Source organism: Sulfuricystis thermophila (genome assembly GCF_004323595.1).
In the GTDB taxonomy this organism is placed as follows: domain Bacteria; phylum Pseudomonadota; class Gammaproteobacteria; order Burkholderiales; family Rhodocyclaceae; genus Sulfuricystis; species Sulfuricystis thermophila.
Map to the genome: position 1 here is coordinate 1,107,780 of NZ_AP019373.1, position 15,535 is coordinate 1,123,314.

The 15,535-nt window shown below is 64.6% G+C and carries 16 protein-coding genes; 11 read left to right on the top strand and 5 right to left on the bottom strand.

Annotated features, from left to right (window positions below; all coding sequences use genetic code 11):
- Window positions 1-27: 27 nt before the first annotated feature.
- From ppx to M52SOB_RS05650, 5 genes are read left to right on the top strand one after another with little or no spacing between them, the layout of a single operon-like run.
- On the top strand, window positions 28-1,521 hold the full coding sequence (gene ppx, locus M52SOB_RS05630; protein WP_131110967.1) for an exopolyphosphatase: 1,494 nt from the start codon (window positions 28-30) through the stop codon (window positions 1,519-1,521).
- Window positions 1,514-2,647, top strand: coding sequence for an MlaE family ABC transporter permease (locus M52SOB_RS05635; protein WP_284155222.1), 1,134 nt, complete (start codon window positions 1,514-1,516; stop codon window positions 2,645-2,647). The genes ppx and M52SOB_RS05635 overlap by 8 nt, the downstream gene beginning before the upstream one ends.
- Window positions 2,644-3,417 carry an ABC transporter ATP-binding protein gene (locus tag M52SOB_RS05640; RefSeq protein WP_131110968.1) on the top strand — a complete coding sequence of 258 codons (774 nt, stop codon included), beginning with the start codon at window positions 2,644-2,646 and terminating at the stop codon, window positions 3,415-3,417. Before M52SOB_RS05635 ends, M52SOB_RS05640 begins: the two co-directional genes overlap by 4 nt.
- Before the next feature lie 8 nt (window positions 3,418-3,425).
- Window positions 3,426-4,373 (top strand): MlaD family protein, encoded by a 948-nt coding sequence (locus M52SOB_RS05645; protein WP_131110969.1) that lies wholly within the window; start codon window positions 3,426-3,428, stop codon window positions 4,371-4,373.
- A gap of 1 nt (window position 4,374) precedes the next feature.
- Entirely contained in the window at window positions 4,375-4,962 is a 588-nt protein-coding gene (locus tag M52SOB_RS05650) for an ABC-type transport auxiliary lipoprotein family protein (protein ID WP_131110970.1), read from the top strand.
- A 16-nt stretch (window positions 4,963-4,978) separates the two neighbouring features.
- Here M52SOB_RS05650 and M52SOB_RS05655 read toward each other — a convergent pair whose 3' ends face one another.
- Window positions 4,979-5,344, bottom strand: a complete 366-nt coding sequence (locus M52SOB_RS05655) for a YhbY family RNA-binding protein (protein WP_131110971.1) — start codon at window positions 5,342-5,344, stop codon at window positions 4,979-4,981.
- 13 nt (window positions 5,345-5,357) lie between these two features.
- On the opposite strand from M52SOB_RS05655, the gene M52SOB_RS05660 reads away from it, so the two are divergent.
- Genes M52SOB_RS05660 through M52SOB_RS05675 form a run of 4 tightly spaced genes read left to right on the top strand, consistent with a single transcriptional unit; the run spans window position 5,358 to window position 8,492 of the window.
- Window positions 5,358-5,993, top strand: coding sequence for an RlmE family RNA methyltransferase (locus tag M52SOB_RS05660; protein ID WP_131110972.1), 636 nt, complete (start codon window positions 5,358-5,360; stop codon window positions 5,991-5,993).
- 35 nt (window positions 5,994-6,028) lie between these two features.
- On the top strand, window positions 6,029-7,915 hold the full coding sequence (ftsH, locus tag M52SOB_RS05665) for an ATP-dependent zinc metalloprotease FtsH (protein WP_131110973.1): 1,887 nt from the start codon (window positions 6,029-6,031) through the stop codon (window positions 7,913-7,915).
- Window positions 7,916-7,920: 5 nt separating this feature from the next.
- Entirely contained in the window at window positions 7,921-8,136 is a 216-nt protein-coding gene (locus tag M52SOB_RS05670) for a GDCCVxC domain-containing (seleno)protein (protein ID WP_131110974.1), read from the top strand.
- Complete coding sequence (locus M52SOB_RS05675) at window positions 8,133-8,492, top strand: winged helix-turn-helix domain-containing protein (protein WP_131110975.1); 360 nt, start codon at window positions 8,133-8,135, stop codon at window positions 8,490-8,492. Before M52SOB_RS05670 ends, M52SOB_RS05675 begins: the two co-directional genes overlap by 4 nt.
- Here M52SOB_RS05675 and M52SOB_RS05680 read toward each other — a convergent pair.
- From M52SOB_RS05680 to M52SOB_RS05695, 4 genes are all read right to left on the bottom strand, one after another.
- On the bottom strand, window positions 8,458-9,540 hold the full coding sequence (locus M52SOB_RS05680) for an ABC transporter ATP-binding protein (protein WP_131110976.1): 1,083 nt from the start codon (window positions 9,538-9,540) through the stop codon (window positions 8,458-8,460). The genes M52SOB_RS05675 and M52SOB_RS05680 overlap by 35 nt on opposite strands.
- Window positions 9,533-10,315, bottom strand: coding sequence for a molybdate ABC transporter permease subunit (locus M52SOB_RS05685; protein WP_284155223.1), 783 nt, complete (start codon window positions 10,313-10,315; stop codon window positions 9,533-9,535). Before M52SOB_RS05685 ends, M52SOB_RS05680 begins: the two co-directional genes overlap by 8 nt.
- Window positions 10,312-11,193, bottom strand: a complete 882-nt coding sequence (gene modA, locus M52SOB_RS05690; protein ID WP_131110978.1) for a molybdate ABC transporter substrate-binding protein — start codon at window positions 11,191-11,193, stop codon at window positions 10,312-10,314. Before modA ends, M52SOB_RS05685 begins: the two co-directional genes overlap by 4 nt.
- A gap of 113 nt (window positions 11,194-11,306) precedes the next feature.
- Window positions 11,307-12,470, bottom strand: coding sequence for a hypothetical protein (locus M52SOB_RS05695; protein WP_131110979.1), 1,164 nt, complete (start codon window positions 12,468-12,470; stop codon window positions 11,307-11,309).
- 92 nt (window positions 12,471-12,562) lie between these two features.
- Here M52SOB_RS05695 and mgtA point away from each other — a divergent pair, with 92 nt between their 5' ends.
- A complete protein-coding gene (mgtA, locus tag M52SOB_RS05700) occupies window positions 12,563-15,037 on the top strand; it encodes a magnesium-translocating P-type ATPase (protein ID WP_131110980.1) in 2,475 nt (824 codons plus the stop codon).
- A gap of 49 nt (window positions 15,038-15,086) precedes the next feature.
- Window positions 15,087-15,533: an OsmC family protein gene (locus M52SOB_RS05705; RefSeq protein ID WP_131110981.1), complete on the top strand. Its 447-nt coding sequence runs from the start codon at window positions 15,087-15,089 to the stop codon at window positions 15,531-15,533.
- The last annotated feature ends 2 nt before the right edge of the window (window positions 15,534-15,535 follow it).

Sequence of the window (15,535 nt, forward strand, 5' to 3'; positions counted from 1 at the left end):
CTGCACATAGAGACGGGATTCTCTGCCGTGATACATGAACACGTCGCCGCCGTCGACTTGGGCTCCAACAGTTTTCGCCTGCAGGTTGGTCGCGTGGTCGGCAACCAGATCTACCCGCTCGACAGCCTCAAGGAGCCGGTGCGGCTCGCCGCCGGCCTGACCGCAGACAAATGGCTCGATGCCGCCGCGCAACGGCGCGGGCTGGCGGCCTTGGCGCGTTTCGGTGAGCGCCTGCGCGGCTTTGCTCCCGATGCGGTGCGTGCCGTCGCCACCAACACACTGCGCGTCGCCCGCAATGCGGCCGAATTCCTCGCCCAGGCCGAGGCGGTGCTCGGTTTTCCCATCGAGGTGATCGCCGGTCGTGAGGAGGCACGCCTGATCTATCTCGGCGTCGCCCATACCCTGCCCAATCAGCGCATCCGCCATCTGGTCGTCGACATCGGCGGCGGCTCCACCGAATTCATCATCGGCCGCAACATCAAGCCGCTGCTGCTCGAATCGCTCTACATGGGTTGCGTCGGCTACAGCCTGCGATTTTTCCCCGACGGCCGCGTCACCAAGCGCAACATGAAGGAAGCCGAGCTGGCCGCGCGCCGCGAGTTGCAGGCCATCGTGCATGCCTATCGCGCGACCGGCTGGGATCTCGCAGTCGGCTCGTCCGGAACGGCCAAGGCGATCTGCGACCTGCTCGAATTCAATGGCTTTGCTGCAGGCACCATTACCCGTGAGGGGCTCGAGCGCCTGCGTCACCGCCTCGTCTTGGCTGGTCACGCCGCCAAGACGGGGCTCGTCGGTATGCGCCCCGATCGCGTGCCGGTGCTTCCCGGCGGGCTGGCGATCATGTCGGCGGTGTTCAAGGGGCTGGGGCTCGAGGAAATGGTCTATTCCGAAGGCGCGCTGCGTCTGGGTGTGCTCTACGACCTCTTGGGCCGCTATCATCACGAAGACATGCGCGAGGCGACCGTCAAGCGCTTCATCCAGCGCTACGAGGTGGATCGGGCCCAGGCGGCGCGGGTCGCCACCACGGCCCTTGAGCTCTACCAGCAACTGCGGCCGCAGGAGGATATCGAGACTTCGCCGGCGGCACAGTTCCTTGCCTGGGCGGCTCGGCTCCATGAAGTGGGTGTCTCGGTGGCGCACACCAGCTATCACAAGCACAGCGCCTACATCCTCGCCAATGCCGACATGCCCGGTTTTTCGCGCCGCGATCAGGCGTTGCTGGCGCGTCTCGTGCTCGCGCACCGCGGCAAGCTCGAACGGGTGCAGCCGCTTTCGCCGGATGCGCCCGAATGGCAGCTGATCTTCTGTCTGCGCCTGGCCGCGCTGCTCCATCGTGCTCGCGACGATGCCCCCTTGCCCGAACTCCATGCGCGCCATACCGCGAAGGGCTTCGAGTTGGCGATCGACCGGGAATGGCTCGCGGAGGCGCCCTTGACGGCCGCGACGCTCGACGAAGAGGTCGGACAATGGGCGAGCGTGGGCATCGGCTTCAAGGTACGCAACCTGCGCACACATGCCTGATGCGCCGATGAATCCGGCGGGGTTTGCGCTACGGCGCGCCGACGACGCCGTCGAGGAGATCGTCCTCGATGGGCCGTGGGTATTGCGCGCGATCATCGCTGCCGGCCATGACTGGCAGGTACGTCTGCGGGAGGTGGCCGTCCGGCCAGGGCTGCGCTGGAACTGCCTTGGGCTAGAGGCGCTCGACTCGGCGGGGGCGGTGCTGCTCTGGCAGCTGTGGGGGCGGCGTTTGCCGGCTTCCTTGTTGATCGCACCGGAATACCGCGAGATCTTTGCCCGTCTCGATCGGCTTCCCGTCCAGGGAGGAGCGAGGCGGCAGACCTTGTCCGACGGACTCGTCATGTTCGGCCTGGCGATTCTGGCGCTGCTCGGGCATCTGCGCGATTTCATCGTGCTGCTGGGGCAGCTGATGCTCGATACGCTCCATTTGCTGCGTCATCCCGGCGATCTGCCACGACGCGAAATCTCGGCCAACATTTACAAGACCGGCGTGCGGGCGATGCCGGTGACGGCGCTGGTGGGCTTTCTGATCGGCGTGGTGCTCTCCTATCTTTCGGCCTTGCAGCTGCGGCAGCTGGGCGCGGACATGTTCATCGTCAATATCCTCGGTTTCGGCATCATCCGTGAGCTGGGCCCGCTCCTGGTCGCGGTGCTGGTCGCCGGGCGTTCCGGCTCGGCGATGACCGCGCAGCTCGGCGTGATGCGCGTCACCGAGGAGATCGATGCCCTCGTCGCGTTGGGCGTGCCGCGCAACCTGCGGCTGGTGTTTCCCAAGGTGGTGGCGCTCGCCATCACGTTGCCATTGTTGGTGATCTGGACTTCGGGGATTGCCCTGCTGGGTGGCATGGTCGCGGCGAATGTCCAACTCGACATCGGGTATGGCTTTTTCTTCGATGCGCTGCCCAAGGCCGTGCCGGTGGCGAACCTGTGGATCGGCCTGATCAAGGGTTTTGCCTTCGGCGTCGCGATTGCTTTGGTGGCCTGTCACTTCGGCCTGCGTGTCCAGCCCAACACCGAGAGCCTGTCCTTCAACACCACTGCATCGGTGGTTTCTGCGATCACGCTGGTGATCCTGATCGATGCCATATTCGCGATCATCACCCGCAACATTGGTATGCCACTATGAGGGTTGTTGCGCCGGTGATCTCTGTGTGCAATCTCTCCACCCGTCTGGGTGGGCGCTGGATCCATCGTCATCTGGACCTGGAGATCCGACGTGGCGAGCGCGTGGCGCTGGTGGGCGATTCCGGCAGCGGCAAGACGACGCTGTTGCGGCAGATGATCGGCCTCCTGACGCCGACCGAGGGCGAGGTGCGGCTGTTTGGCGAAGCGTTGTTCGGCGGTGGCGTGGCGCGCGAGCGCAAGCTACGGCAGCGTTTCGGCGTGCTGTTCCAGCAGGGCGCGCTGTTTTCCGCACTCGACGTTTTCGCCAACATCGCCTTTCCGCTGCGTGAGTTGAAGACGCTCGACGAGGCGGTGATCCGTGACTTGGTGATGCTCAAGCTCGAGATGGTCGAACTACCCGCGCATGCTGCGCACCTGATGCCGGCCCAGCTCTCCGGCGGGATGATCAAGCGCGTCGCCCTGGCGCGCGCGCTGGCGCTCGAACCAGAACTGCTGTTGCTCGACGAGCCGACCGCCGGCCTCGATCCGGATCTGTCCGAAGGTTTCGAACGGCTGATCCGGACGCTTTGCGAACGGCTCGATCTGACCGTCGTCTTCGTCACCCACGATCTCGACACCATCGCCGCACTGGCGACCCGTGTGGCCATACTGGCGGAGCAGAAAATCCTCGCCTATGGGCCGATCGATGCCATCATGCGCATCGAGCATCCCTTTGTGCATAATTTCTTCCATTCCTCCCGTGGGCGACATGCCTTTGCCGAATATCGCTGAGATCTAGGATGGAAAACCGTGCCCACGCCCTGCTGGCCGGCCTGTTCACGCTGAGTTTCCTCGTCGTGGCCGTACTGGCCGTCTGGTGGCTGTCGGGCAGCAGTGAGAAAACCCATACCTATTTGCTCGAAACGCGCGGCAATGTCAGCGGTTTGAATCTCGAAGCGCAGGTGCGTTATCGCGGCATTCGTGCCGGCAAGGTGAAGGATATCTACACCGATCCGGAGGATCCCGGTAAACTGCTAGTTAAGATCGTCCTCGGCCGCCAGTACCGGCTCACCGACAAGACGCTGGCCCGCCTCAATTACCAGGGGGTGACCGGCATCGCCTATGTGATGCTCGAAGAGCCGGCACATGACGGCAAGCCGCTCGAACCGGACGATGCCGCACCCCCGCGCCTGCCACTGCAGCCGGGGCTGCTCGACAGTCTGGGGCAGCGCGCGGGAGACATCACCAGCCAGTTGGCGGAGCTCGTCACGCGCTTAAACCGGGTGTTCGACGAACGCAATCTGGGCAATCTGCAACGGACACTCGACAATCTGGCAGTCTCCTCCGAAAGCCTGAAGGCCCTGCCAGTGATCATGGCCAACCTGAAGGTCGCCCTGTCACAGGACAACCTCGGCCGCCTCGACAGGCTGCTCGCCCATCTCGAACGTACCGCCGCTGATGCCGCGCCGCTCGCCGCCGAAGCGCGGCAACTGGTGGCGACTTTGAACGGTCTGGCGCAACGCCTCGACGCCTTGGCGACGACGGCCGGTGCGCTCGGCGAACGACTGGATGCTGCGACCCTGCCCCGCGCCGAGAAGCTGATCGGCGAAGCAGCTGCCACGGCACGCCGACTGGACCGGCTGATCGAAATGCTCAACGATCGGCCGCAGGCACTGCTGTTCGGCCCTCCACCCCTGCGACCGGGGCCGGGAGAGCAGGGCTTTACACCGCCTGGCGGAAAGGAGTGAGATGATGAGAAGGTGGTTGCTCGTACTGCTCATTTCGCTCTCCGGCTGCCTCAATCATCCGCGACCTGATGCGCCGATCGCGCGCCATGATTTCGGCGATCCCGCCGGTCGATGGCCGGCGGGGGGCATTGCGATCCGGCAGGTGAAGGTAGAGGCGGCGCCCTGGCTCGATGCCTCGGCCCAGCTCTACCGGCTGCAGTATGCAACGCCGCTGCGTCGCGAAAGTTTTGCCGCCAGCCGCTGGGTCGCGCCGCCGGGCGAATTGCTCGAACGCTGGCTCGAGCGGGTCATTCTGCCTGCGCAACCGGGCGGCGTGGGTGGTTGCCGGCTCGTGATCATGCTCGACGAGCTCGAACAGCGCTTTACGTCGCCCACGGCCAGTGAAGTGGTGCTGGCGGTGCGCGCGAATCTCTTGCAAGGCAAGCGCCTTGTCACCAGCAAGGCGATCGAAATCGCGCGCCCCGCCTCTACGCCAGACAGTGCCGGCGGCGTGCGGGCGACGCGCGCTGCGGTTCAAGCGCTGGCCGAGGCATTGGCTGCCTGGGTCGAGGAAAGCCGGCAGCTCGCCTCTGCCTGTGCGAGCAGTTGAAGAGCGGTTTGAGTGTTCAGCGGCGCTGCTTTTCGAGCGCTGCGGCAGCCTGCTTCTTGGTTTTTGGCGCAGTCGGCTGGCGTCGGCGTGGTTTCGGAGCGGCTTCCTCGGCTGGCTTCGGACGCCAGAGGACGAGGATGTTGCCGATGCTCTGCACCGGCGCGCAGTCGAGTTCCACGCAGATTTGTTCGAGCAGGGTGGCGCGGTCGTCACGCTCGATGCCGTGGAGCTTGACCTTGATCAGCTCGTGAGCCTTCAGCGAAACGTCGATTTCATGCAGCACCGCTGGCGTCAGCCCCTTGCCGGCAATGGCCACGGTGGGTTCGAGGTGATGCGCGGCGGCGCGCAAGGCGCGGCGTTCGGTGGGGGATAATTCGATCATGGGTGGATTCTAGATGAGCTGGACGACGAAGCAGAAAAAAAAGAGCAAGGCGTGGATGCAGCAGCACGTCAATGACCCGTATGTGCAGCAGGCGCAAAAGGAGGGCTGGCGCTCGCGCGCGGTGTTCAAGCTGAAAGAGATCGACGAGAAGGACAGGCTGCTCAAGCCCGGCATGACGGTCGTCGACCTGGGTGCCACGCCCGGCAGTTGGTGCCAGTATGTCATCAAACGTATCCAGCCGGGCGGGCGGCTGATCGCGCTCGATCTGCTGGATTTCGAGCCGATTCCGGGAGTCGATTTCATCCAGGGCGATTTCCGCGACGCGGCGGTGCTGGCGCGGCTGGAATCGGCGCTGGCGGGACGGCAGGTCGACCTTGTATTGTCGGACATGGCGCCCAATATGACGGGTATCGCGGCAACGGACAGCGCTCAGGTGATGGTCTTGGCCGAGCTGACGCTCGATTTTGCAAAGCAGCATCTGAAACCCGGCGGCGATCTGCTGGTCAAAGTGTTTCAAGGCGCCGGCTTCATGGAGCTGCGGCGGGAGATGCAAACAGTCTTCGAGACGCTGGCGACGCGCAAACCGGCCGCATCGCGGGATCGCAGCGCGGAGCTGTACTTGCTGGCGAGAAAGAAGCGGTTGACATAGAATCAGCCGCAAATGTGTGAAAGAGAGGCAATCGCTTGAACAATCTTTTCAAAAACATGGCCATCTGGCTCGTCATCGGCGTCGTGCTGATGACGGTGTTCAATCAGTTCAGTTCCCGCCAGTCCCCGCAGAACACGCTGGATTACTCGGCTTTCCTCGACGAGGTGAAGCAGGGCCATATCGCCAAGGTGGTGATCCAGGGCCGCACGCTCGAAGCGACCACCGTCGAGGGCAAGAAGATCACGTCTTATGCCCCGGCCGACCTGTGGATGGTCTCCGACCTGCTCAAGAACAACGTCAAGGTCGTCGCCAAGCCCGAGGAAGAGCAGTCCTTCCTGATGAACATCTTCGTCTCCTGGTTCCCGATGCTGCTCTTGATCGGCGTGTGGATCTTCTTCATGCGCCAGATGCAGGGCGGGGGCCGGGGCGGCGCATTTTCCTTCGGCAAGAGCCGTGCGCGCATCCTCGACGAGAACAGCAACACGGTGACCTTCGCCGACGTCGCCGGCTGCGAGGAAGCGAAGGAGGAGGTGGCCGAACTCGTCGACTTCCTGCGCGATCCGTCGAAATTCCAGAAGCTCGGCGGGCGCATCCCGCGCGGCGTGCTGATGGTGGGTTCGCCCGGTACCGGCAAGACGCTTCTCGCCCGCGCGATCGCCGGCGAGGCGAAGGTGCCGTTCTTCTCGATCTCCGGTTCCGACTTCGTCGAGATGTTCGTCGGCGTCGGTGCCGCGCGCGTGCGCGACATGTTCGAACAGGCGAAGAAGGCCGCGCCCTGCATCATCTTCATCGACGAGATCGACGCGGTCGGCCGCCAGCGCGGCGCGGGCCTGGGGGGCGGGAATGATGAGCGCGAGCAGACGCTGAACCAGCTCCTGGTCGAGATGGACGGCTTCGAGGCGAATCAGGGCATCATCGTCATCGCCGCCACCAACCGGCCGGACGTGCTCGACCCGGCGCTGTTGCGTCCCGGGCGCTTCGACCGCCAGGTGGTCGTGCCGCTGCCGGATATCCGCGGCCGCGAGCAGATCCTCAAGGTGCATATGCGCAAGGTGCCGCTCGCGCCCGATGTCGATCCGACGGTGCTGGCGCGCGGCACACCAGGCTTTTCCGGCGCCGATCTCGCCAACCTGGTGAACGAGGCTGCGCTGTTCGCGGCCCGCGCGAACAAGCGTCTCGTCGACATGGAAGATTTCGAGCGCGCCAAGGACAAGATCATGATGGGCGCCGAGCGCCGCTCGATGGTCATGCCCGAGGAAGAGCGCAAGAACACCGCCTATCACGAGTCGGGCCATGCGGTGGTGGCGAAGCTCCTGCCGAAGACCGATCCGGTGCACAAGGTGACGATCATCCCGCGCGGCCGTGCGCTGGGCGTGACGATGCAGTTGCCCACCGAAGATCGTTACAGCCAGGACAAGGAACGGCTCCTGAACACCATCGCGGTGCTGTTCGGCGGCCGGCTCGCCGAGGAAATCTTCATGCACCAGATGACCACGGGCGCCTCGAACGACTTCCAGCGTGCGACCGATCTCGCGCGCCGCATGGTCACGCAGTGGGGGATGTCGGAAAACCTCGGCCCGATGGTCTATGGCGAGGAGGAAGCGGAAATCTTCCTCGGCCGTTCGGTGACCACGCACAAGAACGTTTCCGAGGCGACGATGCAAAAGGTCGACGCCGAGATCCGCCGCATCATCGACGAACAGTATGCACTGGCACGGCGGCTGCTCGAAGAGAACCGCGACAAGGTGGAGGCGATGGCCAAGGCCCTGCTCGAATGGGAAACCATCGATGCCGAGCAGATCGACGACATCATGGCCGGTCGCCCGCCGCGTCCGCCCAAACCTTCATCGTCCGCTGCAGCGAGGCCTTCGGCGGGTGATGGCAGCACCGGGCCGGCGCCGAATGCGGCTGCCGCTGCCTAAGAGGCATGGAGCCGATCCTTCAATCCACGCTGACCTGCCCGCACTGCGGCCACGTCAAGCTTGAAACCATGCCCACCGACGCTTGTCAGTGGTTTTACGAGTGCGAGGGCTGTCATACTTTGCTCAAGCCCAAACCCGGCGATTGCTGCGTGTTCTGCTCCTATGGCGACGTGCCCTGCCCGCCGGTGCAGCTTGCAGGCAAGGGCGGCTGCTGCGCATGAGCCGGGAGAAGTTGCGTCCGCTGGTGCGGCCGCGGCTGTATCTCGGTGACCAACTCTCGCTGGGTCCCGGCAAGATCGACCTGTTGCGTAAGGTCGCTGAGGTGGGCTCGATCAGTGCGGCGGCAAGGGCACTCGGTGTGCCCTACAAGCGTGCCTGGCTGTTGATCGATACCTTGAATCGTGGTTTCCCTTCCCCGGTGCTGGAAACCGTCGCAGGTGGCAAGCAGGGGGGCGGTGCGCGTCTGACACCGCTGGGCGAGGCGCTGGTGGCCGCCTACGACGCGCTGGAGACGAAGCTCAATGCGGCAGCGCGCGCCGAGCTCAATGCCCTGGTGAGGCTGGCCCGCCGGCGATGACGAACAGATCGCCGGCGGGCAGGCCGACGAGTCCGGACTGACCGGCTGCAAACCCATACTTGCGCAGTACGCGGATGCCGCAGCGTGCTTCGAGCAGCGCGCCGGTTTCGCTGCGAAAGTGCAGCAGCGCTGCTTCGCCGAGATCGACCACTGCTTCTAAGCGCCCGGCCAGCCGTGTTTCGCCGGCGTGCGGCGGATCGTCGGGCCGGCGCAGCGCGACATGCTCGGGACGGATCGCGATCAGGATTTCGTCGCCGGCGGGCTCGGCGCCGCTCACGGGCAGACGGCCGCCCAAAGCTGGACAGTCGATGCTGAACGCATCGATCCTCTGTGCGGAGAAAATGTTCTTCAGACCCAGAAAGCGCGCCACCGCCTCGCTCGCCGGGCGGCGATAGACCGCCGTCTTCTCACCGCTTTGCTCCTGTCGGCCGTCGATCAGCACGGTGATGTGATCGGCGAGGAAATAGGCCTCGGCGAGATCATGGGTGACGATCATCACCGTCAGGCCCCGCTCCCGCTGCAGGTCTTTGACCAGCCACCACAGCTCGCGGCGCAGGCTCTCATTGAGGGCGGTGAAGGGCTCGTCGAGCAGCACCAGGCGCGGGTGGGCGACGAGCGCGCGCACCAAGGCGACGCGCTGACGTTCGCCGCCGGAAAGCGTGGCGATGCGGCGCGACAGCAGATGACCGATGCCGGTGATCTCGATGAGGCGCTCAAACAGGGGCTGAAAGTCGGCGCTGGCGAGACGGCACGCCCGCGCGCCGTAGAGCAGGTTGTCGAGGACGGCGAGATGCGGAAACAGTCCCAGCTGCTGCGGCACGTAGCCGAGCCGGCGGCGCTCGATCGGCCAGTGCGTGATGTCCTCACCCGCCAGGCGCACGTGGCCGGAGGAGGGTGTGAGCGTGCCGAGGATCGCGGCGAGCAGGGTGCTCTTGCCCGAGCCGGAAGGACCGAGGATGGCATGGCATTCACCGGCGCCGACGGTGAGCGACACATCGTGCAGCCGGAAGCTGCCGGCGCTGACGCTCAAGTGTTCGAGCTCAAGCATGAGCGCCTCTTGCCAACAGCCGTCGGGCGACGAACAGGGCGGCTAGGCCGATGGCGACGAGGATCAAGATCAGCGCCACGGTGCCTTCGATGTCGGCGGAGGACAGTCGCATGAAGATCGCGATCGGCAGGGTCTCGGTGCGCATCGCCATCGAACCGGCGACCATCAGCGTCGCGCCGAACTCGCCCAATGCCTTCGCCCAGCTGAGGATGAAGGCGGCGATCAGGCCGTTCTTCGCCAGCGGCAGCGTGACGGTGAAGAAGACGTGACGGGGAGAGGCGCCCAAGGTGCGAGCCACCGTCTCCAGCTCGACCGGCACCGCGTCGAAGGCGGCTTTGAGCATGCGCACCGCCAGTCCGAGAATCGTGACGAACTGTGCCAGCACGATGCCGGCAAAACCGAAGACGAAATAGACGACGTGTTCCTGAATCCACTCGCCGACGGGATTGTTGAAGAAGATCAGGATGATCGCGCCCAGCGCGGCAGGGGAAACGATGATCGGGAATTCCAGCACGGTCTCGGTCGCCTCCCGACCGCGAAAACGGTAGCGCGACAGCGCATAGGCGGCGGGAATCGCCAGGAGCAGCGCCAGTGTCGTGGCGACGGTGGCGGCCATCAATGACAAGCGGATCGAGAAGAAGCTGCGCTCGGAAAACAGGGTGCGAAAAAGCACTGCACCGTCGAGGAACCAGGCGAGCGAGACGATCAGGCCGGCGTAGAGCGCCAGCACCACGAGCGCGGCGGCGATGCTGGCGCGCAAGCCGGAGGGGCTCACGGCTTGACGACCTTCTTCGGATCGACCGTGGTGCGCAGATGGAGCCATTCCTTCGGCACCACGTATTCACCGCCGACGGGCTTGACCGCACCGAGCCACTTGAAGGCGCTGTCCGGATCGGCGAAATAGCTGTACTTGGCATAGATCGCCCGTCCTTCCGGGCCGGTGACGAAGTCGATGAACCGCTGGGCGAGCGGGCGGTTCTTGCTGAACTTGCTGATGGCGATCGGGATATAGCCGATGCGCGGGATCATTTCTTTCGGCAGCGGAATGGTCTCGATGCGTTCCGGGTCCCAGTACTGGAACACGCGCCAGCCGATCACCGCATCGGCGAGCTTGAGCGAGATGGCCGTGGCGGTCTGCTCGCAGGAGCCGGTGTAGTTCTTGATGTTGGCCTTCAGTTGTTCACGCTCGCTGGGGGTCAATTCTTTCTCGAAAATCTCCACCGCATAGGCGCCGACGCAGACACCCTCCGGGTTGGCGATCGCCACGCGTAAGCCTGGCTTGAGCAGGTCCTTGAGCCCCTGGATGTGGTGCGGGTTGCCCTTCTGCACGTTGATGGCCGGCACGACATAGACGATGATCTTTTCGGTTTCGGGCAGGACATAGCCGTCGCGCTTGGCGATCTCCATGTAGTCGGAAGAGCCGGGGAAGTAGAGGTCGCCCTGTTTGGCGAGCTTCATCTGCGAGAGCACATACCCTGAGCCGCCGAATACGACATCGACCTTGGCGCCGGTCTTCTGCTCGAAGGCCTTGACCGCCTCGCTGGTGGGCGGCACGGTGGCGGCGCCGGCAAAGATCAGCAGGGACTCGCCGGCGGCAGCGGTCACGGCCGACAGGCCGAGGGCGAGAGCGGACAGGATGTGGCGCAGTGCCATGGCGAGGCTCCGAGTCGATTTGCGTTGTGTCAAGAATAACATAACGAAGCCGTGTCGCGAATCACGGCGAGGGTGCCGTGCCGCCAGCGCCGAGTTTCAGTCGCTTCCCTGGCTCATTCGGCCGGCCACTGGGCGGTCGCCACCCCCGTGCCGAGATCGGCCTCGACCAGGCGGCGGCGCACCTCGAAGAGCTGTTCGAGCAGCGCCGGTTCGGCTTGGGCATAGGCTTCGGCATTCGGCACCCGCTTGACGACCACGCCGAGCAGTTCGGTGATCGCGTTGCCGATCGAGTTCTGGCTGATCGTGACGATCAGATCGCCCTTGTCGTTGCGGTAGATCAGCTGCTTGAAGGCCGGCTGCCAGCGGATTGCGTTGGCATAACGGGCGTCCTTGATGCAGCGGTCGCGCACCATCTTGGCAGTCTTCAGGAAGTCGTTGTCGAACAGCAGTTTCTCCTCGACCAGCGCCGGGAAGTAGAGATCGCGCGGCGGCGGAGAATTGCGCGTGCTCACCTGACCGAAGAAGGTGCGGTAGAAGTCGAGGAAGCCTTTCAGCAGAGTGTCGTAGTCGCGCCAGAACGCCACTTGCTTCAACGCCGCCGCCCCGCCGGGCACGCCCCAGCTCGGCAGTCCCTGCGGATAACCGGTCAGCCGAAGACGACATTCGCCTTTGTCGCAGGGTTTCAGCACCTTGAAGTCGAGCGCATCGAAGAAGGAACGATAGACCTCGCGCATGTGGGCCTGGAACAGCGAATGCTGGCCGCCGTCGGTGAGGTTCGGATTGTTCGGATCGGCGAGCGGTGCGGCGGCGAGTTCCTGCTTGTCGAAGACGATGAAATGATTGTGCAGCATGCGAATCGAGGGCACGCCGGGCGAGGTGAGCGGCCAGGTGGCATCGAGGCTCGCCTCGCCGGCCAGCACCAGATGCCGCTCCGGGTCCGGATAACGCTCCAGCATGAAGGCGATGATGATCTGGTTCATGCGGTTCCAGACGTGCTTGACGGCGTCGGGCACCTGGGTGCGCCGCACCGGCCGGCCGAGTGGGTCGAGGATTTGCTGCGAGGTGTTGTAGATGATCGAGGTGTCGAACAGATTGCTGTGGCCGAGCGCCTTGCGGTAGAGCAGCAGCCCTTCAGGGTTTTGCAGCAGCCCGTTGTTGTGCACCAGGTCGTTGAGGTTTTCGGCGCTGTTGAAGAATTCGTTCGGCGCCATGCCCTCCGGCACATCGAGCGGGATGGGGCGGAAGGGCGTGACGATTTCGCGCGGGCCGAACTGCATGGGTCGATCTCCTCCGAAAACAGGGAAAAGCGCATTATCGTCGTAACCGCTCGCCAAGAGCGAAAACAGGCGGAAGACTATACTCGCCGGACATGAATGCGATGCCGGCACCCCATGGCTTGAGCAGCAGCGAGGCGGCGGAACGCTTGCTGCGTTACGGGCGCAATCAATTGCGCCTGCACCGCGAGCGCGCACTGCTCGTGCAATTCCTGCTGCGTTTTCGCAATCCGCTGGTCATCGTGTTGCTCGCGGCGAGCCTCGTCACCGCGTTGACCGGTGATGCCGCCGGCGCGGCCATCATCGGCGCCATCGTGCTGATGAGCATCACGCTGGACTTCGTGCAGGAATACCGCGCCGGACGGGCAGCCGAACGTCTGGCGCAGCAGGTCGCGGTGACCGCGACGGTGCTGCGTGATGGCATGCCGCACGAAGTGCCGGTGGCCGAGATCGTGCCGGGTGATGTGGTGCGACTCTCCGCCGGCGACCTGGTGCCTGCCGACGGTCGCGTGCTCGACGCACGCGACTTCTTCGTCAACCAGGCGCAGCTCACCGGCGAGCCGTATCCGGTAGAAAAACACGCCGCCACCGGCGCGGCTGAGTCGGCCGAGGACGAGGCTGCGGTGTTCATGGGCAGCTCGGTGGTGAGCGGCACGGCGACGATATTGATCGAGCGCACCGGCCCGGCCACGGAATTGGGCAAGATCGCCGACAGCCTCGACCGGTCCCCGCCGCCGACGGCCTTCGAGCGCGGCACGCGCCACTTCGGCATGCTGATCATGCGGCTGACGATGCTCCTCGTGCTATTCACGCTGCTGGTCAATCTCGCATTCGCGCGACCACTCTTGGAGTCCTTCCTGTTCGCGGTGGCGCTGGCCGTGGGTCTGACGCCCGAGCTGTTGCCGATGGTCGTCTCGGTGACGCTCGCGCGCGGGGCGCAACGCATGGCGGCGCGCCGAGTGATCGTCAAGCGCTTGTCCGCGATCCAGGATCTGGGTTCGATGGACGTCTTGTGCACCGACAAGACCGGCACGCTCACCGAAGCGAAGATTCGCCTCGAACGGCACATCGATGCCACTGGCCGGCCGAGCCAGCGTGTCCTGGAACTCGCTTACCTCAACAGCTTTTTCGAAAGCGGCCTGAAAAGCCCGCTCGACGAGGCCATCCTGGCGCACGGCGAGATCGACCTTGTCGGCTGGCGCAAGATCGACGAGGTGCCGTTCGATTTCGAGCGTCGTCGCGTCTCGGTACTGGCGGAGAAAGATGGCGGCCGCATCCTCGTGGTGAAAGGCGCGCCGGAAGACATCTTGGCGCTTTCCACGGCATACGAAACAGCCGCCGGCGCGATCTTGCCGCTGGACGACGCAGCGCGCGAGCGCATCGTCGCCGTGTTCGCAGGCTTGGGCGACGAGGGGTTTCGCGCGCTGGGCATTGCCTGGCGTGCGGTGGCGCCCGACCATCCGCATGCCGTGGTCAGCGACGAGACCGAGCTCGTCTTCGCCGGTTTTGCCGCCTTTCTCGATCCGCCGAAGGAGAGCGCCGCGATCGCGGTCGCGCACCTTGGGCAAAGCGGCGTGGCGGTGAAGATCCTCACCGGCGACAACGAACGCGTCACGCGCCATGTCTGCACGACGCTGGCGATTCCCATCGCCGGCGTGCTCACCGGCCAGGAAATCGCCATGATGGACGACGCGGCGCTTGCCGCGCGGGTGGACGAGGTCAACCTGTTCTGCCGGGTGACCCCGGCGCAGAAAAACCGCATCCTGCTCGCGCTCAAAAGCCGCGGCCACGCGGTCGGCTATCTCGGCGACGGCATCAACGATGCGCCGTCGCTCAACACCGCCGATGTCGGCATCTCGGTCGATGGCGCGGTGGATGTGGCACGCGAGGCCGCCGACCTGGTACTGCTGGAACACGACCTCGACGTGCTCCACGACGGCATCCGCGAAGGGCGGCGCACCTTCGGCAACGTGATGAAGTACATCATGATGGCCACCAGCTCCAACTTCGGTAACATGTTCAGCATGGCCGCGGCGACGCTGTTCCTGCCTTTCCTGCCGATGCTGCCGATGCAGATCCTGCTCAACAATCTGCTCTACGACATCTCGGAAATTCCGCTGCCGCTGGACAACGTCGACACCGAAGACATGGCCCGGCCGCGCCGCTGGGACATGCGCTTCATCCGCGATTTCATGCTCACCATCGGCCCCGTCAGCTCGCTGTTCGATTTCTTCACCTTCTATCTGCTGATCGCGGTGCTCGAAGCCAATGAGATGCTGTTCCGCACCGGCTGGTTCGTCGAATCCATCGCCACCCAGGTGTTGGTGATCTTCGTCATCCGCACGCGCCGTAACCCGCTGCGCAGCTTTCCCCATCCCGCACTGGCGCTCACTTCGCTGGCCGTGGTCGTCATCGCTTTGCTGCTGCCATTCACGCCGCTGGCCGGCCTGCTGGGCTTCACTCCGCTGCCGCCGCTGTTCTTCCTGCTCCTTGTCGGTCTGCTGATCGCTTACCTGGGACTGGTCGAAGCGAGTAAGCGCCGATTTTTCCACCGAGCGGGGATGGCATGAACGCCTGGGATGCGAAAATGCTCTGCGACTTTCCAACGGAGATCAGCCCATGAGCGAACCACGATTCAGCTTTACTCTCGAGCAACAGGAGGACTATGCCTTCCTGGTGCGTTTCGACAACGATCTGCCGGCCTTGCTGACCGACGAGCCGCCGCCGCTGGGCAAGGGTGCGGGCCCGAATCCGTCGCGACTGATCGCGGCCGGGGTCGCCAACTGCCTGATGGCAAGCCTGCTGTTTGCGCTGCGCAAGTTCAAGAACGAGCCCGGCAAGCTTTCCGCCACCGTGACCGTGCAGATGACGCGCAACGAACAGAAGCGCCTGCGCATCGGTCACATCGACGTCGAGCTGCGCTTCTCCGCGGTGGCCGCCGGAATGGAGCATCTCGAGCGCATCCTCGCCACCTTCGAGGACTACTGCGTGGTCACGCAAAGCGTCCAGCACGGCATTCCGGTCGGCATCGCCGTCTATGACGGGACGGGCACCCGCCTCAAATAACC

Coding starts and splice junctions, on each gene's coding strand:
- M52SOB_RS05655 (WP_131110971.1), bottom strand. CDS start 5,344: ATGATCGAATTATCCCCCACCGAACGCCGCGCCTTGCGCGCCGCCGCG.
- M52SOB_RS05660 (WP_131110972.1), top strand. CDS start 5,358: ATGAGCTGGACGACGAAGCAGAAAAAAAAGAGCAAGGCGTGGATGCAG.
- M52SOB_RS05680 (WP_131110976.1), bottom strand. CDS start 9,540: ATGCTTGAGCTCGAACACTTGAGCGTCAGCGCCGGCAGCTTCCGGCTG.
- M52SOB_RS05645 (WP_131110969.1), top strand. CDS start 3,426: ATGGAAAACCGTGCCCACGCCCTGCTGGCCGGCCTGTTCACGCTGAGT.
- M52SOB_RS05670 (WP_131110974.1), top strand. CDS start 7,921: ATGGAGCCGATCCTTCAATCCACGCTGACCTGCCCGCACTGCGGCCAC.
- M52SOB_RS05705 (WP_131110981.1), top strand. CDS start 15,087: ATGAGCGAACCACGATTCAGCTTTACTCTCGAGCAACAGGAGGACTAT.
- M52SOB_RS05640 (WP_131110968.1), top strand. CDS start 2,644: ATGAGGGTTGTTGCGCCGGTGATCTCTGTGTGCAATCTCTCCACCCGT.
- M52SOB_RS05635 (WP_284155222.1), top strand. CDS start 1,514: ATGCCTGATGCGCCGATGAATCCGGCGGGGTTTGCGCTACGGCGCGCC.
- modA (WP_131110978.1), bottom strand. CDS start 11,193: ATGGCACTGCGCCACATCCTGTCCGCTCTCGCCCTCGGCCTGTCGGCC.
- M52SOB_RS05650 (WP_131110970.1), top strand. CDS start 4,375: ATGATGAGAAGGTGGTTGCTCGTACTGCTCATTTCGCTCTCCGGCTGC.
- M52SOB_RS05695 (WP_131110979.1), bottom strand. CDS start 12,470: ATGCAGTTCGGCCCGCGCGAAATCGTCACGCCCTTCCGCCCCATCCCG.
- mgtA (WP_131110980.1), top strand. CDS start 12,563: ATGAATGCGATGCCGGCACCCCATGGCTTGAGCAGCAGCGAGGCGGCG.
- M52SOB_RS05675 (WP_131110975.1), top strand. CDS start 8,133: ATGAGCCGGGAGAAGTTGCGTCCGCTGGTGCGGCCGCGGCTGTATCTC.